Raw genomic sequence first — 25,981 nt, forward strand, 5'->3', positions numbered from 1 at the left:
CAACATCGTTTTCCATTCTTCTGCCGTACACACGATCGGCTTGCGGTGGGCGCAAGGTGATTCTTCCGGTGCAGGCGAGTGGCCGATCACGAACATCGCGGGACGAGCGCGGCGGGACCGTCCGGATTCCACGCGCGCCCGCTTCGCACCCACGTGGCGGCCCTGGCGGTCGCCCTCCTGGTGCCGGCGCTCCTCATCATCGGGCTGATCGCGCAACGCTGGGTCCAGGCCGAGCAGGCGCGGATGGAGGAGCGGACCGCGACCCTCAACGCCCACGCGGTGGAGCAGATCGACCGCTTCCTCACCGGCCAGATCGCGATGCTGCAGGCGCTCGCCACCTCGCCGGCCCTGGAGGTGGAGGATTTCGCCCGGTTCGACCGCCAGGCGCGGGAGCTGGTGCGCCTCCAGGGCACCACCATCGTGCTGCTCGACACCGACGGGCAGCAGCGCGTGAACACGCGGCTGCCCTGGGGGGCGCCTCTGCCCCGGACGATCCTCGACAACCACCGGTTGTTGAGGGAGACCGGCGCACCGGCGATCTCCGATCTCTTCTTCGGAGCCGTCACCGGCAAGCCGACCGTCGTCGTCACCGTGCCGGTGCGGCGCGACGGCGCGCCGACCTACTTCCTGAACGCCACCCTGCCGGCCTCGCTGTTCGGCGAGCTCTTGCGGGAAGCGGGCGTCTCCGCGCCCTATTCCGGCTCGGTCGCCGACCGGAACGGGATCATCATCGGCCGGTCGGTCGATACCGAGGTGGCGGCCGGCAAGCCGCTGCCGGGCTTCCGCTCGGTCGGCGGGACGACGGGGCAGTGGTGGGGCCGCAACCTCAGCGGCATCCCGGTCTTCGGCACCCATCACCGCTCCGCCCTCTCGGGCTGGGTGGTGACGATCGGCGTCGAGCAGGCGGCGCTGCGGGCGCCCTTCGTCACCTCGGTGCTGGTGCTGGCGCCGGTGATCCTCGGCCTGACGCTGATCGCCCTGATCGCCTCGCTGCTCGTCGGTCGCCGGATCCTGCTCGCCAAGGCGCTGCTGGCGCAGGCCGCTGCCGACCTCAGCCAGGGCGTGACCTTGCGAATGCCGGTGACGCCGATCCGCGAGGTGAACGAGGTCGGGGCGGTGCTGGCGCAGACCTCCGCGATCCTGCAGCGGCAGGCCGATGCCCTGCGCCGGAGCAACGCCGATCTCGAGGACCGCATCGCCGCCCGCACCCGGGAGCTCGTCGCCAAGGAGGCGGTGCTCACGATGACCCTCGACGCGATGGACCAGGGCCTGATCATGGTCGACGCGCAGGGGCGGGTCGCCGTCACCAACCGGCGGCTCGCCGAGCTCCTCGACCTCGACCCCGCCTTCCTGGCCACGCGCCCGTCGCGGGCGGAGATGCGGCGGGTGCTCACCGCGGCGGGGGAGTATGCGGGGATCGATCCGGCCTTCGAGCGCGCGATCTCGGTCGGCGACCTCGCGGTGATCGGCGCGCGCTACGAGCGCACGCGGCCGAACGGCACGATCCTGGAGGTGCACAACGCGCCGACCGCCGATGGCGGCGTCCTGCGCACCCTCACCGACATCACGGCGCGCCGCGAGGCCGAGGCGGCGCTTCGGCGCGAGAAGGCCCTGCTCGACGCGACGCTCGCCAACATGGACCAGGGCGTGCTGGTGATCGACGCCGCCGGCATCGTCCAGCTCTGCAACGGGCGGGCGATCGACCTCCTCGGCCTGCCGCCGGACTACCGCCACGGTCATCCGGCCTTCGCCGACCTCGTCGCCTGGCAGGCCGCAAGCGGCGAGTTCGGCGAGGCCCGGGCGGAGCGCGAATCCTGGCTCAAGCTCCGGGGCGACCTCCTCGGCGCCCCGCCGGTCTACGAGCGCACCCGCCCGGACGGCACGGTGCTCGAGGTGCGCACCGTGCGCCTCGCCGAGGGCGGGGCGATCCGCACCTTCTCGGACGTGACCGAGCGCAAGCGGCGCGAACTCGCCGTCATGGAGGCCAACCGCGTCGCCGAGGCGGCCAGGCTCCAGGCCGAGGCCGCGCAGCGCCAGGCGGAGGCCGCGAGCGCGGCCAAGACCGAGTTCCTCGCCACCATGTCGCACGAGATCCGCACGCCGCTGAACGGCGTGATCGGCTACGCCGAGCTGCTGGTCCGCTCGGGCGACCTGTCGCCGGCCCAGAGCCGCAGCGCCGTGCGGATCCAGGAGGCGGGCCAGGCCCTGCTGACGGTGGTCAACGACGTGCTCGACTTCTCGAAGATCGAGGCCGGGCAGATCGACCTCGACCCGCAGCCCTTCGCGCCGGCGGCGCTCGCCGACGGCGCGGTGTCGATCGTCAGGACCGCGGCCGACGCCAGGGGGCTGGCGCTCTTCGTCGAGACCGCGCCGGATCTCGCGCCCCGCCTCGTCGGCGACCCGGACCGGCTGCGCCAGGTGCTGCTCAACCTCCTCAACAACGCGATCAAGTTCACGCCGGCGGGCCGCGTCACCCTGCACCTCGCGAGCGCGCCGCTCGCCGACGGGCGCCACGCCCTGCATGTTGCGGTCAGCGATACCGGGATCGGCATCCCGGCCGACCGGCTCGGGCAGCTCTTCCAGCGCTTCAGCCAGGTCGACGGCTCGATCCGGCGCCGCTTCGGCGGCACCGGCCTCGGCCTGGCGATCAGCCGGAAGCTGATCGAGGCGATGGGCGGCGAGATCGGGGTCGAGAGCCGGCCGGGCGCGGGCTCGACCTTCCGGTTCGCCGTGCCGCTGGCGCCGGCGGCGCAGGAGGATCCGGCCCGGGAGCGATCCTTGCCCGCGCCGCTCGCGCGGCCGGCCAAGGTTCTCCTCGTCGAGGACAGCCCGATCAACCAGGACATCGCCCGCGCCATCCTGGAGCGCCGCGGCCACCACGTGAGCGTGGCCGGCGACGGTGCCGAGGCGATCTCGGCCCTCCAGGTGGACCGTTACGACGTGGTGCTGATGGACGTGCAGATGCCCGGCATGGACGGGCTGACCGCGACGCGCCACATCCGCGGCCTCGGCCCCCCGGCAAGCCGCCTGCCGATCGTGGCGCTCACCGCCAACGTGCTGCCGCAGCAGGTCGCCCAGTTCCGCGCCGCCGGCATGGACGACCACGTCGGCAAGCCGTTCCGGCCCGACGAGTTGCTGGCGACGGTGGAGCGGTGGAGCGCGACGCGGACGGCCGACGCGGCCTGACAGCGCTTGCCGCGGCCGCGCGGGCCTCCATCTCCCGCGCCGGAACCGACACGGAGAGACCGCCATGGCCAAGCAGGAACGCAGCGCGCTGATCATCGGGGCCTCGCGGGGCCTGGGGCTCGGGCTGGTGCGGGCCTTCCTCGCCCGCGGCTGGGACGTCACCGCCACCGCCCGGGGCGAGGCGCCGGCGCTCGCGTCCTTGAGCCCCGCCGCGCCCGCCCTCGCGCGGGTCGACATCGACGACGACGCGGCCGTGGCGCGGCTGCATGGCGACCTCGCGGGAAAAAGCTTCGACGTGGTGTTCGTGGTGGCGGGGATCGCCGACGGCGCCCACGTGCCGCTGCCGCAGGGCGACCGGGCGAGCGCGCTCAAGGTCTACGAGACCAACGCGGTGAGCCCGATCCGCTTCGCCGAGACCTTCGCCGACCGGGTCGCCCCCGGCGGCCTGATGGTGCTGATGAGCTCGATCCTCGGCAGCGTCTCGCTCAACGAGGGCGGCACCTGGGAGAGCTACCGGGCGAGCAAGGCCGCCCTCAACACGCTCGCCCGCTCCTTCTCCGCCCGTCACCGCGACGCGGCCTTCGGCACCGTGCTGATGCATCCGGGCTGGGTGCGCACCGACATGGGCGGTCCCGACGCCGACATCGACGTGGCGACGAGTACCGAGGGGATGGTGGCGGTGGTCGAGGGGCGGCTCGGGCAGCGGGGCTGCGCGTACGTGGATTACCGGGGGGAGACGGTGGCGTGGTAGGGTCGCTGCTACGCCTGCCTCCAAACTGCACCGGCCAGTCGCGATCGCCTCGCCGCTACTGGCTGGTCAATGCACCATCATGGTGTATTATAACACATGTCCGAGAAGCGGAAGCCGACTTATGACCTCGACAGCTTCCAAGCCTGGGCCAAGAGCCCCCGCTTCCGCGTAGCAGGATCGGCCATCCGGACTGCGGCAGAGATCGGCTTTGGTGCAACCGACATGATCGACGCCATTCAGACCATGCAAAGGCGACACTTCAACAAGTCAGTCACCTCGCATCATAATTCGCGCGAATGGCAGGACGTTTACCACGTACCGTCCGAGATAGGTATATTGTACGTCAAATTCAGATCTGACACCGTCACTGAGTTTCTGCTACTGTCGTTCAAGGAGAGGAACGATGGATGAAACACCTGTCTGTCCTGTGACCGGCGAATCGATGATTAGGGATACCCGTCCTTTCGTAATTTCCTACAAAGGTCGCAAGCAAAATATCTCTTTGCCGGGCTGGTACTGCGATAACAGCGGGGAAAGTATCCATTCGCGTGAAGACCTCAAAGTTTCAGATCGCGCGTTGATGGCACTCAAGGCTGAGGTTGACGGTCTTGCAACCCCGAGCGAAGTCGCTCGTGTTCGCAAGAAGCTCGGCCTATCGCAAGTGAAAGCAAGCGAGATCCTGGGTGGTGGGCCTCGTTCGTTCCAGAAATATGAGAGCGGAGAAATAACTCCGAGCAGAGCCATGACAAATCTCCTGCGAGTCATGGAGAGACATCCTGAAGAAATTCACAGAATTGAAGCAGAAATACTAGATATGACTGGGCCGCACTCAATCGATAAATAATTCTTCGCTTTAAATAATTGCCAGCTTGCCGAGGGGTTCGGCGCACAGGGAACTGTCTCACTCCCCCGCCAACCCCCTTCCCAACGCCCCCACCACGATCTCGATCTGCCCGCGCAGGACCGGCTCGCTCAGCACCATCAGCTTCTCGTCGAGGCCGAGGCTGACGAGGCCGTGGGTGGCGGAGAACAGGGAGCGGGCGAGCAGCGCCCGCTCGCGGTCCCTGAGATCGGGCCGCAGCACCCGCAGCGGCGCCTCGATGTAGCGGAACAGGCGCACCTGCTCGACGAGGTACCAGTCCGGCAGCGCGTGCGTGACCCGGTGCTGGAACAGGGCGCGCCAGCGCGCCGGATGGGCCGCCGCGAAGTGCAGGTAGGCCACCGCCAGCCGCACCAAGGCCTCCACCGCCGCGCCCCGCTCGGCCGGGGTCGGCGCGCCCTCCGGCCCCGGCGCGATCGGCACCGCGGTGATCGCCCGCTCGAACAGGGCGAGCGTGCGCAGGTTCACCCGGAGGATCAGGGCGTCGAGGTCGGGAAACACCGTGTAGATCGTGCCGAGCGCGCAGCCGACATCCCGGGCGAGGTCGCGCGCCTTCAGGGCCGACAGGCCGTCGGCCGCGATGGTGGCCTCCGCCGCGTCGATCAAGGCTGTCCGCAGCCGCTCCCGCCGGTCGTCGTTGCGCATGCCGTACCCGCCTCTCGCGTGCGTTTTCGCACCGTCGTGGAAAACCTCGTGAACGTCGTTCAAATTCGCGCTTGAACAACGTTCAGAGATGTGGAAATCTGCGTTCGTGAACAACGTTCACGCCAGCGGAGCCACCGATGCTCAACCTCCTCTCCACCCTCGTCCGGGGCGCCGCCGCAAGGGCCGCCGAGGACCTTCACGACCAGCACGCCTTCCTGATCCTGGAGCAGCAGCTGCGCGACGCGGCCGCCGCCCTCGACGACAGCCGCCGGACGCTGGCGCGCGCCATCGCCCAGGAGGCGGCCGACGGGAAGCGCCAGGCCGCGCTTACCGCCCGCATCGCCGAACTGGAGGCCAGCGCCGTCGCGGCGCTCACCGGCGGGCGCGAGGACCTGGCGACCGAGGCCGCCGAGGCGCTGGCCGAGATGGAGGAGGAGGCGCAAGGGCTGGAGGCGGCCCGCGCGGCCTACGCGGCGGAGGTCGCGGCCCTGCGCCGGGCGGTGCGCAAGGGCAGCCGGCAATTCGCCGAACTGGAACGCGGCCAGCGCATCGCCCGGGCGGCGGAGGCCGTGCAGCGCCTGCGGGCCCGGCGCGGGCAGGGCCTCGGGAGCCCGGCGGCGCTCGCCGAGGCGCAGGCCACCCTGCGGCGCCTGCGCGAGGCCCAGGCCGCGGACGCGGCCTCCGACGAGGCGCTGGCGATCATCGAGGCGGCGGCACCGGACTCCCTGTGCGAGCGCCTGGAGGAGGCTGGCTTCGGCCCGCGCACCCGCCCGAGCGCCGGCCGCGTGATGGAGCGCCTGCGCGCTCAAGCAGAGGCTCGGACCAACGCCGCCTGAGCGCGGCCCACCCACCGTCTCACGCTTTCGAGGAAACCCCATCCATGACCTCGCAGACCTCGCAGCACACCTCCGCCTGGGTGGCCTTCACCTACGCCTCCTTCATCGGCGCCGCCACCATGGTGGCCGGCGGCATCCTGTTCCTGCCCCTCGATCTCTGGACCAAGGGCTACCTCGCCATGGGGGTGACGATGCTGGTCCAGTCCTGCATCACCCTCGTCAAGACCGTGCGTGACGTCCACGAGGGCAAGCGCCTCGTCAACCGCATTGAGGATGCCCGGGCCGAGCGCCTGCTGATGGAGATGGGCAAGGAGTAGACCGTCTCCACCGGCAGGCCGTCCCCCGACATCGGATCGCCGCAAGGGATCGCCAGAGGGGATCACCCCGAGACCACGGCGGCAAAGCCGGTTAGGGTTTCCCGGCTAAGGGCTTCGTCTCCTGCCGCGGCGGCGCCCGGCCCATCCGCCCACCCGTCACCGAGCGAGGAACGCTCTCCATGTCCGGATCGCTGATGGCCAGCCGGCGCTTCGCGCCCCTGTTCTGGTGCCAGTTCTTCTCCGCCTTCAACGACAACTTCCTCAAGAACGCCCTGGTGTTCCTGATCATGTTCGGGGCGGGCGGGGTCGGCGGCGGAGCGGATGGCGGCTCGGCGGCCCTGGTGACGCTCGCCGGCGCGGCCTTCATTGCGCCGTTCTTCTTCCTCTCGGGCCTCGGCGGGGAACTGGCCGACCGCTACGACAAGGCGTTCATCGCGCGGCGCCTCAAGGCGGCGGAGATCGTGGCGGCGGGCGTCGCGGTGCTCGGCTTCTGGCTCGCCTCGGTTCCGATCCTGTTCGTGGCGCTCGTGCTGTTCGGGATCGTCGCGGCCCTGTTCGGGCCGATCAAGTACGGCATCCTGCCCGATCACCTCGAACGGGCCGAACTGCCGGCCGGCAACGCGCTCATCGAGGCCGCGACCTTCCTCGCCATCCTCACCGGCACCATCGCGGGGGGCCTGGCCGTCACCCATGGCGGGGCGCACGCCTTCGGGCTCCTGGTGATGGGCTTTGCCGTCCTGTGCTGGCTCGCGAGCCTCCTGATCCCGAAGACTGGCGAGGCGGCACCTACGCTGACCGTCGACCGCAACGTGCTGCGCTCGACCGGCGGCCTGATGCGCGATCTCTACGCGGACACGCGGCTGTGGCGCACCGGCGTCATCACCAGCTGGTTCTGGCTCGTCGGCGCCGTGGTGCTCGCCCTGCTGCCCGCGCTCGTGAAGGGCACCTTCGGCGGCGACGAGACCGTGGTGACGGCGCTGCTGGCCATGTTCTCGGTCGGCGTGGCTCTCGGATCGGGCCTCGCCTCCTGGCTCTGCGCCGGGCGGATCGTGATGCTGCCGACGCCGATCGCGGCGCTGATCATGGGCCTCGTCTCCCTCGATCTCGCCCACGTCGCCGCGACCGGCGTGCCGCCCCTCTCGCCCGTTGGCGCCCTCGATTTCCTCGGCTCCTGGCGCGGCGCGCGGATCGCCCTCGATTTCGTCCTGCTGGCGGCGGCGGCTGGCCTGTTCATCGTGCCGTCCTTCGCCGCGCTCCAGGCCTGGACCCCGAAGGAGCGCCGCGCCCGGGTCATCGCCGCCTCGAACGTGCTCGCCGCGGCCCTCATCGTCCTCGGCGCGGTCGGCCTCGCGGTGCTCCAGAAGGCGGGGCTGTCCTCCGCCGGCCAGTTCCTGATCGTCGGCATCGCCAACCTGCTGGCCGGGATCGCGATCCTCCTGGTCCTGCCAACCAGCGGTTTTCGCGATTTCCTGTCGATCCTGTTCCGGGCCTTCTACCGGCTGGAGGTGCGCGGCATCGAGAACGTCGAGAAGGCGGGGCCGAACGCCATCATCGCCCTCAACCACGTCAGCTTCCTCGATGCCGGCCTCGCCCTGTCGCTGACCGAGCGCGATCCCACCTTCGCCATCGACCACGCCATCGCGCAGAAATGGTGGGTGCGTCCCTTCCTGTGGCTGACCCGGGCGCTGCCGCTCGATCCCACGAAGCCGATGGCGACGCGCACCCTCATCAACGCCGTGAAGTCCGGCGAGACGCTGATCATCTTTCCCGAAGGCCGGCTCACCGTCACCGGCAGCCTGATGAAGGTCTATGACGGCGCCGGCCTCATCGCCGACAAGTCCGGCGTGCCGGTGGTGCCGGTGAAGATCGAGGGGCCGGAGCACACGGTGTTCTCGCGCTTGTCGCGCGCCCAGGTGCGCCGGCGCTGGTGGCCGAAATTCACCGTGACGGTGCTGGAGCCGGTGCGGCTCGACCTCGATCCCGCGCTCAAGGGCAAGGCCCGCCGCCAGGCCGCGGGCGCCGCGCTCTACGGGGTGATGTCGGACCTGATCTTCCGCACCGCGCCGGTCGACCGCACGGTGTTCGACGCGGTGGTCCAGGCCGCCGAGCGCGAGGGAACCGGCCGCGTCGCGGTCGAGGATCCGGTGTCGGGCAAGCTCACCTACCGCCGCCTGCTGATCGGCGCCCGGGTGCTGGGAGGAAAGCTCGGGCCGCTGGCGCCGCAGGGCCGGGCGATCGGCGTGATGCTGCCGAACGCCAACGCCGCCGCCGTCACGGTGCTCGGGCTGATGTCGGCCGGCCGGGTGCCGGCGATGATCAACTTCACCGCCGGCCCGACCAACATCCTCAACGCCTGCAAGGCGGCGGAGGTCGACACGATCGTCACCTCCCGGGCCTTCGTGCAGAAGGGCCGCCTCGACGCGCTCCTGGAGGCGCTGGGCCAGAGCCTGACCATCGTCTACCTGGAGGACGTCCGCGGGCAGGTCGGCCGGCTCGACAAGCTGCGCGGGCTGCTGGGCTGGCGCCAGGCGCTCCATCCGCGCAAGCCCGACGACCCGGCGGCGATCCTGTTCACCTCGGGCAGCGAGGGCACGCCGAAGGGCGTGGTGCTCTCCCACCGCAACATGCTGGCCAACGCCGCCCAGGCCCAGGCGCGGATCGATTTCGGCCGCACCGACAAGGTGTTCAACGTCCTGCCGGTGTTCCACTCGTTCGGGTTGACGGTCGGGCTGGTGCTGCCGCTGGTCTCCGGCGTGCCGGTCTACCTCTACCCCTCGCCGCTGCACTACCGGATCGTGCCCGAGCTGGTCTACGGCTCGAACGCGACCATCCTGTTCGGCACCGACACGTTCCTTGCCGGCTACGCCCGCGTCGCCCACGCCTACGATTTCCGCTCGCTGCGCTACATCCTGGCCGGGGCCGAGCCGGTGAAGCCCGCGACCCGCAAGGCCTATGCGGAAAAGTTCGGCCTGCGGATCCTGGAGGGCTACGGCGTCACCGAGACGGCGCCGGTGCTGGCGCTGAACACGCCGATGTTCAACCGCTTCGGCACGGTCGGGCGGATCATGCCCGGCATGGAGGCGCGGCTGGAGCCGGTCGCGGGCGTCGCGGAAGGCGGGCGCCTGTTCGTGCGCGGCCCCAACGTGATGCTCGGCTACCTGCGCGCCGAGAATCCCGGCGTGCTCGAGGCCCCGCCCGAGGGCTGGCACGACACCGGCGACATCGTGACGATCGACCCGGAGGGCTTCGTCACCATCCGCGGCCGGGCCAAGCGCTTCGCCAAGGTCGGCGGCGAGATGATCTCGCTGTCGGCGGTCGAGGCGCTGGCCGCCGAGCTCTACCCGGACGCCGCGAGCGCCGTCGCCGCCCTGCCCGACGCCCGCAAGGGCGAGCGCCTGGTGCTGGTGACCGAGAAGGCGGACGCGACCCGCGCCGCGTTCCAGACGCGCGCCCGCGCCGCCGGCCTGAGCGAGCTCGCGGTCCCGGCCGAGATCGTGACGGTCGACAGGCTGCCGCAGCTCGGCTCCGGCAAGGTCGATTTCACGGCCGTGACCCGGCTCGCCGCCGAGCGGACGAAGCCCGCGGAGGCGGCGGCTTGACCTAGGGGCGGCTGGGAGGCAGCGTATGCATCAGTCTCGCGGTGCCGGGGCGTCGCGACGGAAGAGCCGGGGCGCCAGTATACTCGGGGAATCGACTTGCCCCCGGACCGGCGTCGCACGGCTGTTCAGGATCGCCTCATGTCTCCCTTACTGTCAGGCACATCGGACCGGCCCGTCTTCTCCTCGCGGGAATTCCTGCGGTTGCTCGAGATCCACGGCCTGACTGGCAGCTGGGGCTGGACCTTCGCCACCGACGAGCACGTCTGGTCGCCCGGCCTGTACCGCCTGCTCGGCCTCGATCCCGGTGCGATCCGGCCGAGCTACGCCAACCTCCTGGCGCTGGTGCACCCGGACGACCGCCTCGACCTCGCCACGACGGCGCAGGCGATCCAGAGCGGGACCCTGCCCGACTGCACGGTGCGGGTGATCCGGCCGGACGGGTCGCTGCGCATCCTGTCCCTTCGCGGCGAGATCTACCACGACCCGGACGGCCGGCCGCGGGCCGCCGCCGGCACCGTGCTGGACGTGACCGACCGCGAGCGCCTGGCCGCCGTGCAGGCGGAGGAGCGCCGCCGCCGGCGGGCCCTGTTCGAGCAGACCCAGTCCTGGATCCACGCGGCGGTCGACGATCCCGCGCTGCGCGTCGGCTCGCAGGAGGTGCTGGCCCTGACCGGCCTCACGCAGGACGAGTACCGCGACGATTGCTGCCGGGTGATCGCCCCCGACGACCGGCCGCGCGCGCGCGAGCAGGTGCGCACGCTGCTGGAGGCCGGCCGGCCCTTCGTGATGGGCAAGGCGCTGCGCCTCGCCGAGGGCGGGGAGGCGCGCTTCCGCTTCGCCTACGCGCCCCTGCGCGACGAGGGCGACGAGCGCGACGCGATCCGCAGCTGGGCGATCATGGTCGCGCGGTTCGACGGGCCGATGGCCGCCTCCCTCGACGAGCCGGTGCGGCAGGGCCTCGAGAGCGGGATCGACGGCCGGCATCTGCGCGCCGCCCGCGGCCTGCTCGACTGGTCGATGCAGGATCTCGCCGCCCAGAGCGGCCTCTCGCTCTCCTCGATCCGCCGCCTGGAGGACAACGGCGAGGCCCTGACCTCCCGCACCCGCCGGGCCGCCATCGCGGCGCTGCGGGAGGCCGGGATCGTGTTCATGCTGACCGACGGCAACGCGATGGCGGTCTACCGCAAGTAGCCGCCGCGGCGCCGGCCCCGCTGGAGGCGGGACCGGCAGCGACGATCGTCACACGCGCTCGCGCCGGATCTCGGCGCCGCAGCGCACGAGCTTGGCCTCCAGCGCCTCGAAGCCGCGGTCGAGGTGGTAGACCCGGTTGATCTGGGTCTCGCCCTCGGCGGCGAGCCCGGCGATCACCAGCGACACCGAGGCGCGCAGGTCGGTCGCCATCACCGGCGCCCCCTTCAGCCGCTCGACGCCCTCGACCACCGCGACGTCGCCCTCCAGCCGGATCCTGGCGCCGAGGCGGGCCAGTTCCTGCACGTGCATGAAGCGGTTCTCGAAGATCGTCTCGCGGATGCGCGACTGGCCCTTCGCCTTGGTCATCAGGGCCATGAACTGGGCCTGGAGGTCGGTCGGGAAGCCCGGGAACGGATCGGTGGTGACGTCGACCGCCGCGATGCCGTGGCCGTTGCGGCGCACCCGGATGCCGTGGTCGAGCGGCGTCACCTCGGTGCCGGTGGTGGCCAGGATGTCCAGCGCGCTGTGCAGGAGGTCGGCCCGGGTGTTCTCGAGCGTCACGTCGCCGCCGGTCATCGCCACCGCCATGGCGTAGGTGCCGGTCTCGATCCGGTCGGGCAGCACCGCGTGGCGGGCGCCCGAGAGGCGCGACACGCCCTCGATCTCGATGCGCGGCGTGCCGGCGCCCTCGATCTTCGCCCCCATCCGCGACAGGCAGGCGGCGAGGTCCACCACCTCCGGCTCGCGGGCGGCGTTCTCGATCACCGTGGTGCCGTGGGCCAGCACCGCCGCCATCAGGGCGACGTGGGTGCCGCCGACCGTGACCTTCGGGAACTTGATCTCGCCGCCGCGCAGGCCGTTCTTGGTGCGCGCCACGGCGTAGCCGCCGTCGATCTCGATCGTGGCGCCGAGCGTCTCCAGCGCCATCAGCAGGAGGTCGACCGGGCGCGTGCCGATGGCGCATCCGCCCGGCAGCGACACCCGCGCCTCGCCGAATCGGGCGAGCAGCGGCGCGATCACCCAGAAGCTCGCCCGCATGGTCGAGACGAGGTCGTAGGGCGCCGTGGTGTCGATGACGTTCGAGGCGGTGAGCCGGATGGTCTGGCCGGCCTCGGTGGTCTGGCCCGGGCGCTTGCCGACCACCATGTGGTCGACGCCGTGGTTGCCGAGGATGCGCAGCAGCGAGGCGACGTCGGCGAGCCGGGGCACGTTCGACAGCTCCAGCGTCTCGCCGGTGAGCAGGCTGGCGATCATCAGCGGCAGCGCCGCGTTCTTGGCGCCCGAGATCGGGATGACCCCGTGAAGCGGCTGGCCGCCGACGATGTGGATGCGATCCATGGTGACAACGTCCCTCGCGCCGCGGCGCGTCCCGCGCGCCCGACCGGCGCGCCCTGCGATTCCGAAAACCCGGATTCCGAAAACCCGTTTATTGCACCGCAGCGATGCTACCGCTACGCTTGAGCGTCAACGCTCGTCCCCGGACTTTCGATCCGCGGGCGGGGCTTCAGCTGCCGGCTCGGCCGCCTCGCGGCCCCGCACCTGCGCCTTGCGCCGGCGCAGGTTCTCCCGCAAAGCCGCCTTCAGCCGCTCGTCCCGCGTCGGCTGCCGGCCGTCCTGCCCGTTTCCTTCGTCCCGCCCGCTCATCGCGCGCGACCCTTCGTCGCCATGACCAATTTCCCGCTTCCGTGCCCGTGCGGGAGGCGGCAGAACGCCGACCTCGCCCTCGACTTTTTCAAAAGACAAAGCCGTCGCATTTGAGCGAGATCAAGGCGCGACCAGCGGTGGACCCGGCCTGACGGTCGTCCCCCGCGCGGACGGGCTCCGTTTCGGGAGCCCCGCCCGGTCCCGCCCCGGACTAACCCTCCGGCCAGCCCCGCGAAGGACCACGATGCCCGAGACCCGGCCCGAGACCCGTCAGAGCGCGACCGACTACCAGGCCCTCTTCCGCGGCGCGCTCACGCGCCTGCACGACGAGCGCCGCTACCGCGTCTTCGCCGACATCGAGCGCATCAACGGCCGCTTTCCCACCGCCCTGTGGCGCAGCAGCATCGGCACCCGCGAGATCACCGTGTGGTGCTCGAACGACTATCTCGGCATGGGCCAGCACCCCGCCGTGGTGGCGGCGCTCACCGAGACCGCGCAGCGCTGCGGCGTCGGCGCCGGCGGCACCCGCAACATCGCCGGCAACAACTCGCCGCTCGTCGACCTGGAGCGCGAGCTCGCCGACCTGCACGGCAAGGAGGCGGGCCTCGTCTTCACCTCCGGCTACGTCTCGAACCAGGCCGGCATCTCGACGATCGCCAAGCTGATCCCGGACTGCCTGATCCTGTCCGACGCCTTCAACCACAACTCGATGATCGAGGGCGTGCGCCAGTCCGGCTGCGACAAGCAGATCTTCCGCCACAACGACCTCGCCCATCTCGAGGAACTCCTGACCGCCGCGGGCGACCGGCCGAAGCTGATCGCCTTCGAGAGCGTCTACTCGATGGACGGCGACGTCGCGCCGATCGGCAGGATCTGCGATCTGGCGGACCGTTACGGCGCCATGACCTATCTCGACGAGGTCCACGCCGTCGGCCTCTACGGACCCCGCGGCGCCGGCATCGCCGAGCGCGACCGGGTGATGCACCGGGTCGACGTGATCGAGGGCACGCTCGCCAAGGGCTTCGGCTGCGTCGGCGGCTACATCACCGGCTCGGCGGCGCTCTGCGACGCGGTGCGCAGCCACGCCCCGGGCTTCATCTTCACCACCGCGCTCCCCCCGGCGATCGCGGCGGCCGCCATCGCGTCGATCCGCCACCTGAAGCAGTCGAGCCTCGAGCGCGAGGCGCACCAGCGCCAGGCCGCCCGCACCAAGGCCGCCCTGCTCGACGCCGGCCTGCCGGTGCTTCCCACCGACACCCACATCGTCCCGGTGATGGTCGGCGACGCGGAGGCCTGCAAGGCGGCGGCCGACCGTCTGCTGGAGCGCCACGGCATCTACATCCAGCCGATCAACTATCCGACCGTGCCGCGGGGCACCGAGCGCCTGCGCATCACCCCCTCCCCGTTCCACGGCGAGGCGCAGATCGCGGCGCTCCGCGAAGCCCTGGTCGAGGTGTGGGACGCGTTGAACCTGCCGCGGGCCGGGACGGTGTTCGTCGAGGCGGCAGAGTAGGCGCCCCCTCGCGGGCGTCCCGGCATCGGCCGGCGATCCGATCTCGCGACGGTTCGCGGCCGGCCTTGCGAGCGGCGGGGCCGGGAGAGGGCCGCGGGGCGACGTCGCCTGTCGCAGACGCCGCGATCGACCTCCCCTGCCGCGGAAACCGGCGGTCAGCGCGCCGAACGACGCCGCGGGCTCCGCCTGGCGCGTGCGAGATCCGGCATGTCCGCAGTTCCTGTCTTCATCGCGGAGGCGGGCGCGGGCCATCCGGGCGCTTTCCGGCACTCGCCGATCGAGTCGGCTCGCCTCCAGAACCCGGACATGAACTCGCCGTCCCGAGCCCGACAGACGCAGCTTGTACCCTCTCGATTTTTTCGAGCTGTGGTTGAGCATTCAGTATAATACAATTCCAAATCGCGAAACATTCACCATTGGTTTAGACCTGTGGGCATTTATTCGCCTCAGCGCGTCACCAGGCTGAGCTGAAAGTGTTTTTATGTCCCGGCATAGGACGGCAACGGCCGAGTCTTTTTCCCGGGACAGACGACCTCGCGACGATCGCCGGCGCGTTCAAAGTCTACAATACCTGGTTGCGAGGCACTTCACGGACGCGCCTCGGTGGAGATGCGGAGCGAACCCGGCTTGGCCGCGGGTCCGGCGGCTCGCCGCCGATCGACGAGGCAGCGCCGCCGTCGAATTCGCCCTGGTGGCGTTGCCCTTCCTCGGCCTCGTGGGGGCGATCATCCAGGTCGCGTTCCAGATCTGGGCGGCCCAGAACTTCGATCGCGCGGTCCAGAACGGCGTCAGGACGATCCTCACGGGCCAGTTCCAGCTCGCCAATGCCGGGAAGACCGACGCGCCGACGCTGCTCGCCAATCTCAGGGCGACGATGTGCGGATCGGCCTCGGCCAACGTGGTGACCGTCTTCGACTGCCAGAAGGTGAGGATCGACGTGGCGACGGCGAGCACGTTCGCGGGCGCCGCGCCGGTCCAGCCGCTCGATACCGGCACCGGCACCTGGAGCACCAGCTTCGGAACCAACTACGCCTGCGCCAAGCCCGGGACCATCATCGTCGTCACCGCGGCCGTCCCGGTCCCGACCTTCTTCAACCTGCTCGGCCTGGTCACCCGGCAGTTCACCGGCGGCGCCGACAACGGATGGAGCCTCCTGACCTCGACGGCCGTGCTCCGCACCGAGCCGTACCAGGTGACCGGAGCGGGCGCATGCTGAGACCCGGCTTCCTGCGCGACCGCCGCGGCGCCGCCACGCTCGAATTCGCCCTGCTGCTGCCCGTGATGCTGCTCCTGCTCGTCGGCATGTCGGAGCTGTCCCGCGCCTTCGACAACTGGCGCAAGCTCACGCTGCTCGCCCGGACCGTGGCCGACCTCGTGTCGCAGGGCGACTCGCAGAACCCGTTCGGCGCGAGCGCGATGACCGACATCCTGGCCATCGCCCCGCGGGTGCTGCGCCCGTTCGATGCCTCCGGCGTGCAGATCGCCGTGAGCGCGCTCGGCGTCGATCCCGCCAAGCTCGAGCTCGTGCCGCAGGTCTGCTCCGCCACGGCCTCCGGGACCGCGGCGCGGGCGATCGGCCCCGCCCGGGACCTGACCGTGCCGCCGGGCTACCAGACCCAGGGCATGCGCTACGTCCTCGTCGAGGTGAAGGGCACCTACGCCCCGATGATCGGCGGCGCCCTGGTCAAGCTCGTCAACGGCGCCAGCAGCGAGATCACGCTCACCGCCGCCGTCCCGTGGCCGATCCGCGGCGGCCAGACCTACGGGACGAACACCTTCACGGAGGTCGTCCTGCCCGGCTCGAACCCGAAGGCCTGCGATGGCTCGGCACCCTGACGCCGCGGCCCGGGCGGCGGCGCGCCGCGCCGCGGACCAGGCGCGCGGCTTTCCCGGCGATCGCCGGGGCAATCTCACGATCCTGTTCGCGTTCCTGCTGCTGCCGATGCTGATCTTTGCCGGCGCGGCGGTCGATTACGGCGTGGCGATGCGCGTGGAGACCAAGCTGCAGGCCGCGACCGACGCGACCTCGCTTCTCCTGTGCCAGACCCCGCTGACCACGACGAATGCCGACCTCGACGCGCTCGCCCGCACGACCCTGATCGGGCAGATGGGAGAGGACGGCCTCGTGGTCGATCCGCTGGCGATCACCAGCAACCCGCGCCAGATCACGCTGACGGCGCACAAGCTCTCGACCGTGTTCTTCGGCCGCATCACCGGCACGTCCAGAATCAATCCGGCCGCCCGCGCGCAATGTGCCACGCCGATGCCGCGGACCTTCGAGATCGCCCTGATCCTCGACAATACCGGATCGATGAACAACTCCGGCAACGACGGCGTATCGAAGATCTCCGCCCTCCGCTCGGCCGCGAAGAAATTCGTCACCTACGTGCTCAACAACCAGAACTTCGCCACCGATACCAGGATCGCGATCGTCCCGTTCTCCTCCGCGGTCGCGGTCGATTCCGCCACCTACCGGAATGCCGGCTGGGTCGATACGCAGGGCAAGTCCCCCTATCACTGGACGAACTTCTCCGGCACCGCCACCGCCGGGTTCGCGAGCCGGTTCGACATCTTCGCGAAGCTGCAGGAGGTGGTGCCGAGCTGGAAATGGGCCGGCTGCTTCGAGTCGCTGCCCTATCCGCAGAACGTGAGCGACATGGCGACGAACGGCGACGCCTCGCTCTACATGCCCTACCTCGCCCCGGACGAGGGCGGCGCGGGCACGCCCGCCGGCTACATCGCGTCCGCCTACGGCAGCCTCAGCATCAACAGCTACATCGACGACGACGACGGCACGACCGACGGCACCTGCCCCAAGCTGCCGAACACGGGGCCGTACGCCACGGCGCAGAGCCGCTCGTGCAAGTACAAGGCTCCGCGCAACGCGCGGACCGGCAGCATCGGCGACGGCGTGGTGATCGGACCGAACTTCGGATGCAGCACGCAGCCGTTGCAGCGGCTGACGCGCAACGCCAGCGTGCTCACGACGCTGATCGACAACATGATCGCCGGCGGCAGCACCAACATCCACGAGGGGCTGATGTGGGGCTGGCGCACCATCTCGCCCAAGAGCGTCTTCGCCGACGGGTCGGCCTACAGCAACGAGGCGGTCAGCAAGATCATCGTGCTGATGACCGACGGGGCCAACACCTGGACGGACAACAGCCGCTCCTACAACAAGTCGCTGCTCTCCTCGAACGGGTACTTCGTCAACGCCGATGGCAGCGACGCCGACATCCACTTCCCGCCGGCCAACCAGAACATCGCGAACGGTACGCAGGCGCGCAACGCCCTCGACGCCCTGACGAAGCTCGCCTGCGCCAACGCGAAGGCGGACCCGGCCAAGGTCTCGGTCTACACGATCGGCTTCAGCGTCTCGTCGGACCCGATCGACGCACAGGGCATCGACCTGCTCAAGACCTGCGCGTCGCCGAACCAGTACTTCCAGGCGAACGACGGGAACAGCCTCATCGGGGCCTTCAACGCGATCGCGGCGAGCATCGGCAAGCTGCGGCTGACCCGGTAGCGCCGCGAGCCGGAGCGGGAGGCATCGCCTCCCGCGCCGATCAGAGCCGCCCCAGCAGCCGCTCCACCAGCGGGTTCTCTGCCGCGAAGGCGTAGTCGATCCGGCGCACGCTCACGGCCTGGGCGCCGGCCCGGACCAGCGCGTCGGCAAGGCCGAACACCGCGTCCGCCGGGCAGCGCAGCACGATCTCGCCCCGCCCCTCCGGCGCGCCGTAGGGCAGTTCGGCCTCGTGCAGGGCGGCCAAGCCCGCCAGATCGATCTCGCCCGAGGCCGGCATGCCGGCGCGGACCTCGCGGGTGGTGCGGGCGCGCTCCTCGGCGCTGATGCGGCCGAGCACCGCCTGCACCGCGCGCCGCGGGGTCTCGCTCCAGGAGGCGGCGAGCGAGGCGACGAGGTTCGCCTCCGAGCGCAGGATCACCCCGTCGTCGAGGATCTTCAAGGCGTTCGCCGCGAGCGTGGCGCCGGTCGTCGTGATGTCGACGATGATCTCGGCGCTGCCCGAGGCCGGCGCGCCCTCGGTGGCGCCTAAGCTCTCGACGATGCGGTAATCGGCGACGCCGTGCTCGGCGAAGAAGCGGCGGGTCAGGTTGACGTACTTGGTGGCGATGCGCAGGCGGCGGCCGTGGCGCACCCGCATGTCGCTCGCCACCTCGTCGAGGTCGCTCATCGAGCGCACGTCGATCCAGGCCTGCGGCACCGCCACCACCACGGTGGCTTGGCCGAAGCCGAGCGGCGTCAGGAGCTCGACCTGGCCGGCGGCATCCGGCAGGGTCTCGCGGATCAGGTCCTCGCCGGTGATGCCGAGATGGGCCGCACCCGAGGCGAGCTGGCCGGCGATCTCGGAGGCCGAGAGGAAGCGCACCTCGACCCCGTCCACCCCTTTGAGGCGGCCGCGATAGTCCCGGGCGCCGCTGGTCTGGGCCAGCGTCAGGCCGGCGCGGCCGAAGAAGGCGGCGGCGTTCTCCTGCAGGCGGCCCTTCGAGGGCACCGCCAGGACCAGCGGGCCATCCATCATCGTGTCGCCCATCAGCGCGCACTTCCCAAACGTTCGAGCCAGAACGAGCAGCCCACCGCCGGCAGGGCGTCCGTGCTGCCGAGGTGCTGGAGCAGGCCGTCGTAGCGCCCGCCGCCGACCACCGGCTTCTCGCCGTCCTGCGCGACCTCGAAGATGAAGCCGGTATAGTAGTCGAGGTTGCGCGCGAAGCTGCCGGCGAAGGCGAAGCGCTCCAGCGGCAGGCCGCGGGCGGCGATGAAGCCGTTGCGCTCCTCGAACAGCGCGAGCGCCGCCTCGAGCCGGGGATCGTCGAGCCCGGCCCGGCGGGCGAGGTCGCGAGCGGCGGACGCCGCGGCGTCGGGATCACCCGTGAGGGCAAGATAGGAATCGAGCACCTCGCGGGCCTTCGTCCCGAGGCCGGCGCCACCCTCCGCGTGGGCCGCCGCCTTGGCGAGGAAGCGCTCGGCGATCTCGCCGGCGGTGCGGCCGCCGACCCGGCTGATCCCCGCGATGGCGAGCACGTCCTCGACGAAGGCGCGCACCCCTTGCGGGTCCTGGCCCTGGATGGCCGAGAGGAGGCCGGCATGGGCCGCATCGACCGCGACGGGCGCGGCGATCGCGTCGAGGGAGCGGCCGGCGGCCACCGCCCGGAGCGTCCGGCGCTTGGCCGCCGGCTGGACGGCGAGCGCGTCGAGGAGGGCGGTGATCAGCCCCATGTCGCCGAGGCGCACCTGCCGGTCGCGGTGCCCGAGCCGGTCGAGCCCGTCGAGGGCAAGGCCCAGGATCTCGGCATCAGCCGCCGGCACGTCGGTCCGGCCGATCGACTCGATGCCGGCCTGGTGGAACTCGTCGGGCTCGGCCGCCCGCAGGCGGAAGACCGGCCCGAGATAGCTGTAATCGGCCGCCTGCCCGTCGGCGACGGCGCGGTGATGGCGCCCGACGGGAATCGTGTATTCGGGCCGCAGGCACAGCTCCGCCCCGGCGCCGTCCTGGGTGATGAAGATGCGCCGGCGGATGTCCTCGCCGGACAATTCGAGGAAGGGCTCGACCGGCTGCAGGACCGGCGGCTCGACCCGCGCGTAGCCCCGGTCCTCGAACAGCGCCAGAAGCGCCTCGTGCGCCGCCGCCGGCCGGGGGGCCGCGGCTCCGTTACCCGTCATTGGTCACGATACCTGTGAAACTCGGACGGCCGTGTAGCAGCCGCGGGCGGGCTTGGCGACCGTGGGGGTGTACGGAGTGATCCATGATGACCCGACGGGCGGCAGGCGCGCTCCTTGTTCAACACTCCTCCCCGTCATCCCGGGGCCGCGCAGCGGAACCCGGGATCCATAACCGCTGAGGGTACAGGATGAAGCGGAACGCCGACCGCCTCGTTCGGCATCGTCAGCGGTTATGGATCCCGGGTTCCCGGCTGCGCCGGGCCCCAGGATGACCCGGAGGGTGTCATGAAGGGTGTCGCGCCCCTCACCCCCCGTAATGCCGCCCCAGCACCTCGCGCACCCGCGCCACCATCTCGCCCACCGGCACCGAGAACTGGGCCGGCCGGGCGGCCTTCCACTCGGCGTTGCTGGCGATGGCATCCGCCGCCTTCGCGCCCTCGATCAGGTCCTTGATCTGGACCTCACCCTTCTCCCGCTCGTCGCTGCCCTGGATGACGACGCAAGGGGAGCCGCGGCGGTCGGCGTACTTCATCTGGGCCTTCATGCCGGAGGCGCCGAGATAGAGCTCCGAGCGGATGCCGGCCTGGCGGAGCGCCGCGACGAGAGCCTGGTAGGCGGCGGTCTCCTCGCGGTCGAGCACCAGCACCACCACCGGGCCGGGCGCGGCCTGACCCGAGACGATCGGGCTGCGCACCACCTGGAGCGCCGAGAACAGGCGCGAGACGCCGACCGAGAACCCGGTCGCCGGCACCGGCTCGGAGCGGAAGCGCCCGACGAGGCCGTCGTAGCGCCCGCCGCCGGCGACCGAGCCGAAGCGCACGGTCTGGCCGTCCTCGTTGACCACCGGAAAGGTCAGCTCGGCCTCGAAGACGGGCCCCGTGTAGTATTCGAGGCCGCGCACCACCGACGGGTCGGCGCGCACCCGGTCGTGGCCATAGCCCGCCGCCTCGCACAGCTTCATGATCGCGTGCAATTCGGCGATGCCCTGGCGCCCGGTCTCGGACTCCCCGACGACCTCGCCCCAGCCGTGAAAGAAGCTTTCCCAGAAGGCGAGGCGGTCGCCGCCCTCGGTGGGGGAGGCCTGGAACGCGACGTAGCGCAGGATGCGCTCGATCGCCTCGTCGGCAAGGCCGGCGCCCTTGGTGAAGTCGCCGCTCTCGTCCTTGCGGCCGGGGCCGAGCAGCAGGCGCACGCCGTCGGGCCCGAGGCGGTCGAGCTTGTCGATCGCCCGCAGCACGGTGAGGCGCCGCCCGGCCTGGTCGGCGCCGCCGAGCCCGATCGCCTCCATCACGCCGTCGAGGACCTTGCGGTTGTTGACCTTCACCACGTAGTCGCCGCGGCCGATGCCGACCTTCTCCAGCGTGTCGGCGGCCATCATGCAGATCTCGGCATCCGCCGCGACGGTCGGCGCCCCGACGATGTCGGCGTCGAACTGCATGAACTGGCGGAAGCGCCCCGGGCCCGGCTTCTCGTTGCGGAAGACGTAGCCGGCGCGGTAGCTGCGATAGGGCTTGGGCAGCGCGTCGAAATGCTCGGCGACGTAGCGGGCGAGCGGCGCCGTCAGGTCGTAGCGCAGCGACAGCCAGGATTCGTCGTCGTCCTGGAACGAGAACACGCCCTCGTTCGGCCGGTCGAGGTCTGGCAGGAATTTTCCGAGCGCCTCGGTGTACTCGATGAACGGGGTCTCGACCGCCTCGAAGCCGTAGAGCTCGAAGCTCTCGCGGATCTTGTCCAGCATCCGGTGGGTGGCGGCGATCTCGACCGGCCCGCGGTCGACGAGGCCGCGCGGCAGGCGGGGCTTGAGGGTGGCGGCCTTCTCGGCCTTCGCGGGCTTGGACATCGGGTCTCGCAAGGACGGCAAACGGTCGGCGCGGCCGGGGCGGCCCGTCACGGTGACGGGCGCGGGCTGGACGCGGAGACGGGGTTCGCCGGGCTCTAGCCCATTTGCCGGCGCCTGCAAACCGATGCCCGCCTCACGCCTCCCCGCCGGCGAGCCACCGCACCCGCGCCGCCTCCAGGCCCCACACGATGCCGAGCATCATGTAGACGTGGCGCCACTTCTCGATGTCGATCTGCACCGCCTGCAGGAAGAACATCAGCAGGGCCGGGACCACGATCTGGGCGTGGCGCCGGTAGGGCGTGTCCTGGCTCATCAGCCGGAACCCCACCCGGGCCGTCATCAGCACCAGGAACACGAAGGCGACGCCGCCGACCCAGCCGCCGTTGGAGAAGGCGCCGATGTAGGAATTGTGCGGCTCGAGGTCGAAGGTGCGGCGCCAGCGCAAGGGACCCATGCCGAGCGGATCCTCGACCAGCATGCCGATGCCGCGCAGCTGGTTGCCGAAGCGGCCAGTCTCGCCCTCGTCGTAATCCTGCGTGACGGCGGCGCGCTTGGCGAAGGTCTCGCCGACATTGCCGACCGAGAGCAGCCCGACGAGGGCGACCGCCCCGAACCCCGCCGTGAGGGCGGCCAGGAGCACGATGCGGCGGCGCAGAGCGCGCGTGCTGGTGCGGTAGACCATCAGCACCATCAGGCCGGCCACCACCAGGGTGCCGCCCCAGGAACCGCGGGAGAAGGACAGGAACACGCCGGCGAGCAGGATGCCGAGCCCGAGCCCCGACAGGAGCGGGCGCCGGGTGCGCCCGGTGAGCAGGTTGTGCATCAGGTAGAGCGCGCCGAGGGTCAGGAACGAGCCGAACACGTTCGGGTCCTGGAAGGTGCCGGCGGCGCGCCCGTACTTGGAGAACAGGTCCTCGTTGCCGATCAGCCCGAGATAGCCGCCGATGCCGAGGACCGCGCTGAGCAGCGTGCTGGCGGTGTAGACCTTGAGGGCGGCCTCGACCCGGCGGTCGGGCTCGTCCGAGAAGAACAGCGTGAAGAAGATGCCGGTGATGACGAGGTAGAAGAGCTGCACCGTCCAGATCACCGAGAGGTCCTCGTCGAGATACGGCATCAGGGCGACGACCGTCGCCCCGATGAAGACGAGCAGGACCATGACGACCGGCACCGCGCCGCGGTAGAGCCGCACCCCGAGCAGGACCCAGAGCAGGATCGTCGGGATCGCCACGATGTCGTAGGGCGAGGTGTCCGAGAAGGCGAAGCAGGCAAAGAAGATGAACGCCGCCATCAGCGCGTGGCCGAAGCCGTGCAGCAGCGACAGGACCGGAACCGCCGAGAGGTCGCGGCGCGGCAGGACGAACGTGGCCATCGGGCGGCCTCCTCGGGTGACGGCGCCCGGGAGGCTAGCGGCGGGATGGTGTGCGCCGGCTGAAGCAATAAGGCTAATGAAGACTTAAAAAGCGACCGAAGTCCGGGGTTCGGTAGTATCTCCCATCGCCTTCGATCGAACAGGACCGAGAAATGGCGCGACCCCGCCGCGGAACGCGCGACGGGGCCGGACACTCGACAGAGCCGATACGCAACTTGGCTCGGGTTGGAGAATGCCGCGACGGCGTGAATCTTTCGTCAACGCCGCCGGATCGACGCCACCCGGATCAGCGCGCCGCGAGCTTGGCGGCCGGCGCGACGCCGGCCCGGGCCGGGCCCTCCCCGGCGGCGGACACGGCCTGCGGGCGGGCGGCGTAGCGGCGGGCGAGCGCCGCGCAGGCCATCAGCTGGATCTGGTGGAAGAGCATCAGGGGCAGCAGGACGCCGCCGACGTCCTGGCCGGCGAAGATCACGTTCGCCATCGGCACGCCGGAGGCGAGGCTCTTCTTCGAGCCGCAGAACACGATGGTGATCTCGTCCTCCTTCGAGAAGCCGAGGAGGCGGCTCGCCACCGTCGTGATGGCGAGCACCAGCGCGAGCAGCACCAGGTCGACGACCAGCATGGTGGCGAGCGCCGGCAGCGGGGTGCGGCTCCACAGGCCGGTCACCACCGCGTGGCTGAAGGCGATGTAGACGATGAGCAGGATCGAGCCGCGATCGACCACCATGGTCAGCGGCTTGTGCCGGGTCAGCCACGGGCCGAGCCGCGGCTGCAGGAGCTGGCCGAGGGCGAAGGGCAGCAGCAGCTGCGCCATGATCTTGCCCACCGCCGACCAGTCGAAGTCGTGGTGGGACCCTTGGGTGTTGAGCAGCACCGCGACGAGGAGCGGGGTGATGAACATGCCGAGGATGTTCGAGGCCGAGGCCGAGCAGATCGCCGCCGGCACGTTGCCGCCCGCCACCGACGTGAAGGCGATCGAGGACTGCACCGTGGAGGGCAGCACGCAGAGGAAGAGCACGCCCGCGGCGAGCGCCGGCGTCAGCAGGGCCGGGCTCAGGAGGCCCGCGGCGAGGCCGAGGATCGGGAACAGCACGAAGGTCGAGGCGAACACCACGAGGTGCAGGCGCCAGTGCACCAGCCCGGCGAGCGCCGTCTGCCGGTCGATGCGCGCGCCGTGCAGGAAGAACAGGAGCGCGATCATGCCGTTGGCAAAGACGCTCAGCCACTCGGCCGCCCGGTCCTGCACCGGCAGCAGGCTGCCGAGGATCAGGGCGCCGACGATCATCAGCGTGAAGTTGTCGGGGCGGAAGCGCGAGAGCATGGCGGGCCGGATGATGGGAGGGATCCCCGCCTACCTAATCGGACCGGCCCCGGATGGGTACGCAGGGGCGCAGGATTACAGTTATCGTGGATTGCGATAGCATTGCCTTCGTTCATGCAGGATGCCGAGAGCCGTCATGACCCGCCTGATCGATCCCGTGCTGCTGCGCACCCTGGCGGCGGTGGTGCGCAGCCGCAGCTTCAGCCGGGCGGCCGAGCAGCTCGGCCTCGGCCAGTCGACGGTGAGCCAGCACGTCCAGCGCCTGGAGGCGCAGGTCGGGCGCCGGCTGGTCGCGCGCGACACCCACTCGGTCGCCCTCACCCCGGAGGGCGAGACGGTGCTGGGCTTTGCCCGCACGGTGCTCGACGCGCACGAGCGCCTGGAACGGGCGCTCACCGGCGGGCCGGTGCGCGGCAAGGTGCGGTTCGGCGCCTCGGAGGATTTCGTGCAGAGCCGGCTGTCGGAGGTGCTGCGCGACTTCCGCGAGGCCTATCCGTCGGTCGACCTCGAACTGAGCGTGGCGCTGACCGGCTTCCTGCACGACGCGCTCGCGCGCGGCGAGCTCGACCTCGTGCTCGGCAAGCGCCATGTCGGCGAGACGCAAGGGATGCTGGTGCGGCGCGACCGTCTGGTCTGGGTCGGGCTCCCCACCGCCCTGCCGGAGCGGGGCGAGCCGGTGGCGCTCGCGAGCTTTCCCGCTCCCAGCATCACCCGGGCGGTGGCGCTGGCGGCCCTCACGCAGGAGGGGCGGGCGTTTCGCATCACCTGCACCTGCGCCAGCCTCAGCGGCTTGCGCGCCGCGGCGCTCGCCGGCGTCGGCGTGATGGCGCAGCCGCGCAGCCTGATCCCGGACGGGTTGCAGGAACTCTCCCACGCCGACCTGCCGCGGCTCGCCGACGTCGAGTTCGTCCTGTCCGGCCCCGGTCTCCACCGCGAGCCGAGCCGGGCCCTCGCGCACGAGATCCTGAACGCGGACATCTGGGATTGATCCGGTCTGCGGCGCGACCGGAGAAAAGGAATGGCGCGGGTTTCCCTCCCCCCTCCGCGGGGGAGGGTGCCCGGCGGAGCCGGGCGGGAGAGGGGAGCGCGACGCTGATCCAGGGTTCGCCCTTCATCGAGGTCGCGACCTCTCCGGAAGCGGAGTCCCTCTCTCCCGACCCCCTTCGGGGGCCACCCTCCCCCGCAGAGGGGGGAGGGGAAACCCGCGCC

General features: G+C 70.9%; 21 protein-coding genes. 13 read left to right on the forward strand and 8 right to left on the reverse strand.

Features of this window, described 5'->3' with window-relative positions; genetic code table 11:
* The first annotated feature begins 78 nt into the window (after positions 1–78).
* The 4 genes from ACS5PV_RS21515 (at position 79) to ACS5PV_RS21530 (ending at position 4,781) form a co-directional block, all read left to right on the forward strand.
* The gene (locus ACS5PV_RS21515; RefSeq protein WP_455397382.1) at positions 79–3,186 is read left to right on the forward strand and encodes a PAS-domain containing protein; all 3,108 of its coding nucleotides are present in this window, start codon (positions 79–81) and stop codon (positions 3,184–3,186) included.
* Positions 3,187–3,250: 64 nt separating this feature from the next.
* Positions 3,251–3,937, forward strand: coding sequence for an SDR family NAD(P)-dependent oxidoreductase (locus tag ACS5PV_RS21520; RefSeq protein ID WP_455397383.1), 687 nt, complete (start codon positions 3,251–3,253; stop codon positions 3,935–3,937).
* 96 nt (positions 3,938–4,033) lie between these two features.
* Entirely contained in the window at positions 4,034–4,348 is a 315-nt protein-coding gene (locus tag ACS5PV_RS21525) for a type II toxin-antitoxin system MqsR family toxin (RefSeq protein ID WP_455397384.1), read from the forward strand.
* Entirely contained in the window at positions 4,341–4,781 is a 441-nt protein-coding gene (locus ACS5PV_RS21530) for a type II toxin-antitoxin system MqsA family antitoxin (RefSeq protein ID WP_455397385.1), read from the forward strand. The genes ACS5PV_RS21525 and ACS5PV_RS21530 overlap by 8 nt, the downstream gene beginning before the upstream one ends.
* Before the next feature lie 57 nt (positions 4,782–4,838).
* On the opposite strand, the gene ACS5PV_RS21535 is transcribed toward ACS5PV_RS21530, so the two are convergent.
* The gene (locus ACS5PV_RS21535) at positions 4,839–5,462 is read right to left on the reverse strand and encodes a TetR/AcrR family transcriptional regulator (RefSeq protein ID WP_455397386.1); all 624 of its coding nucleotides are present in this window, start codon (positions 5,460–5,462) and stop codon (positions 4,839–4,841) included.
* A 137-nt stretch (positions 5,463–5,599) separates the two neighbouring features.
* On the opposite strand from ACS5PV_RS21535, the gene ACS5PV_RS21540 reads away from it, so the two are divergent.
* The 4 genes from ACS5PV_RS21540 (at position 5,600) to ACS5PV_RS21555 (ending at position 11,405) form a co-directional block, all read left to right on the forward strand.
* Positions 5,600–6,298 carry a PspA/IM30 family protein gene (locus tag ACS5PV_RS21540; protein WP_455397387.1) on the forward strand — a complete coding sequence of 233 codons (699 nt, stop codon included), beginning with the start codon at positions 5,600–5,602 and terminating at the stop codon, positions 6,296–6,298.
* Positions 6,299–6,342: 44 nt separating this feature from the next.
* Positions 6,343–6,615, forward strand: coding sequence for a YiaA/YiaB family inner membrane protein (locus tag ACS5PV_RS21545; protein ID WP_455397388.1), 273 nt, complete (start codon positions 6,343–6,345; stop codon positions 6,613–6,615).
* A gap of 179 nt (positions 6,616–6,794) precedes the next feature.
* Positions 6,795–10,214, forward strand: coding sequence for an acyl-[ACP]--phospholipid O-acyltransferase (locus ACS5PV_RS21550; protein WP_455397389.1), 3,420 nt, complete (start codon positions 6,795–6,797; stop codon positions 10,212–10,214).
* A gap of 201 nt (positions 10,215–10,415) precedes the next feature.
* A complete protein-coding gene (locus ACS5PV_RS21555; RefSeq protein ID WP_455397390.1) occupies positions 10,416–11,405 on the forward strand; it encodes a PAS domain-containing protein in 990 nt (329 codons plus the stop codon).
* Positions 11,406–11,453: 48 nt separating this feature from the next.
* Here the strand turns inward: ACS5PV_RS21555 and murA are convergent, their stop codons facing one another.
* Together murA and ACS5PV_RS21565 are read right to left on the reverse strand one after the other, a co-directional pair.
* Complete coding sequence (gene murA / locus ACS5PV_RS21560; protein WP_455397391.1) at positions 11,454–12,743, reverse strand: UDP-N-acetylglucosamine 1-carboxyvinyltransferase; 1,290 nt, start codon at positions 12,741–12,743, stop codon at positions 11,454–11,456.
* Between the two features lie 126 nt (positions 12,744–12,869).
* A complete protein-coding gene (locus ACS5PV_RS21565) occupies positions 12,870–13,049 on the reverse strand; it encodes a hypothetical protein (RefSeq protein WP_455397392.1) in 180 nt (59 codons plus the stop codon).
* A gap of 244 nt (positions 13,050–13,293) precedes the next feature.
* Here ACS5PV_RS21565 and hemA point away from each other — a divergent pair, with 244 nt between their 5' ends.
* The 4 genes from hemA to ACS5PV_RS21585 all read left to right on the forward strand — a co-directional run bounded on the left by hemA (position 13,294) and on the right by ACS5PV_RS21585 (position 18,088).
* On the forward strand, positions 13,294–14,562 hold the full coding sequence (hemA, locus tag ACS5PV_RS21570; RefSeq protein ID WP_455397393.1) for a 5-aminolevulinate synthase: 1,269 nt from the start codon (positions 13,294–13,296) through the stop codon (positions 14,560–14,562).
* A 481-nt stretch (positions 14,563–15,043) separates the two neighbouring features.
* Positions 15,044–15,778, forward strand: a complete 735-nt coding sequence (locus ACS5PV_RS21575; RefSeq protein WP_455397394.1) for a TadE/TadG family type IV pilus assembly protein — start codon at positions 15,044–15,046, stop codon at positions 15,776–15,778.
* Positions 15,772–16,398 carry a TadE/TadG family type IV pilus assembly protein gene (locus tag ACS5PV_RS21580; protein WP_455397395.1) on the forward strand — a complete coding sequence of 209 codons (627 nt, stop codon included), beginning with the start codon at positions 15,772–15,774 and terminating at the stop codon, positions 16,396–16,398. The genes ACS5PV_RS21575 and ACS5PV_RS21580 overlap by 7 nt, the downstream gene beginning before the upstream one ends.
* Positions 16,382–18,088 (forward strand): pilus assembly protein TadG-related protein, encoded by a 1,707-nt coding sequence (locus ACS5PV_RS21585; protein ID WP_455397396.1) that lies wholly within the window; start codon positions 16,382–16,384, stop codon positions 18,086–18,088. Before ACS5PV_RS21580 ends, ACS5PV_RS21585 begins: the two co-directional genes overlap by 17 nt.
* Before the next feature lie 40 nt (positions 18,089–18,128).
* On the opposite strand, the gene hisG is transcribed toward ACS5PV_RS21585, so the two are convergent.
* The 5 genes from hisG to ACS5PV_RS21610 all read right to left on the reverse strand — a co-directional run bounded on the left by hisG (position 18,129) and on the right by ACS5PV_RS21610 (position 24,772).
* Positions 18,129–19,103 (reverse strand): ATP phosphoribosyltransferase, encoded by a 975-nt coding sequence (gene hisG, locus ACS5PV_RS21590; RefSeq protein WP_455397456.1) that lies wholly within the window; start codon positions 19,101–19,103, stop codon positions 18,129–18,131.
* Positions 19,104–19,114: 11 nt separating this feature from the next.
* Positions 19,115–20,242, reverse strand: a complete 1,128-nt coding sequence (locus tag ACS5PV_RS21595; RefSeq protein ID WP_455397397.1) for an ATP phosphoribosyltransferase regulatory subunit — start codon at positions 20,240–20,242, stop codon at positions 19,115–19,117.
* Between the two features lie 304 nt (positions 20,243–20,546).
* On the reverse strand, positions 20,547–22,082 hold the full coding sequence (hisS, locus tag ACS5PV_RS21600) for a histidine--tRNA ligase (protein WP_455397398.1): 1,536 nt from the start codon (positions 22,080–22,082) through the stop codon (positions 20,547–20,549).
* Between the two features lie 133 nt (positions 22,083–22,215).
* A complete protein-coding gene (locus ACS5PV_RS21605; RefSeq protein WP_455397399.1) occupies positions 22,216–23,451 on the reverse strand; it encodes an O-antigen ligase family protein in 1,236 nt (411 codons plus the stop codon).
* 286 nt (positions 23,452–23,737) lie between these two features.
* Positions 23,738–24,772 (reverse strand): bile acid:sodium symporter family protein, encoded by a 1,035-nt coding sequence (locus ACS5PV_RS21610; RefSeq protein WP_455397400.1) that lies wholly within the window; start codon positions 24,770–24,772, stop codon positions 23,738–23,740.
* Between the two features lie 136 nt (positions 24,773–24,908).
* Here ACS5PV_RS21610 and ACS5PV_RS21615 point away from each other — a divergent pair, with 136 nt between their 5' ends.
* Complete coding sequence (locus ACS5PV_RS21615; protein ID WP_455397401.1) at positions 24,909–25,760, forward strand: LysR substrate-binding domain-containing protein; 852 nt, start codon at positions 24,909–24,911, stop codon at positions 25,758–25,760.
* The last annotated feature ends 221 nt before the right edge of the window (positions 25,761–25,981 follow it).

Source organism: Methylobacterium sp. Gmos1, from assembly GCF_053764715.1.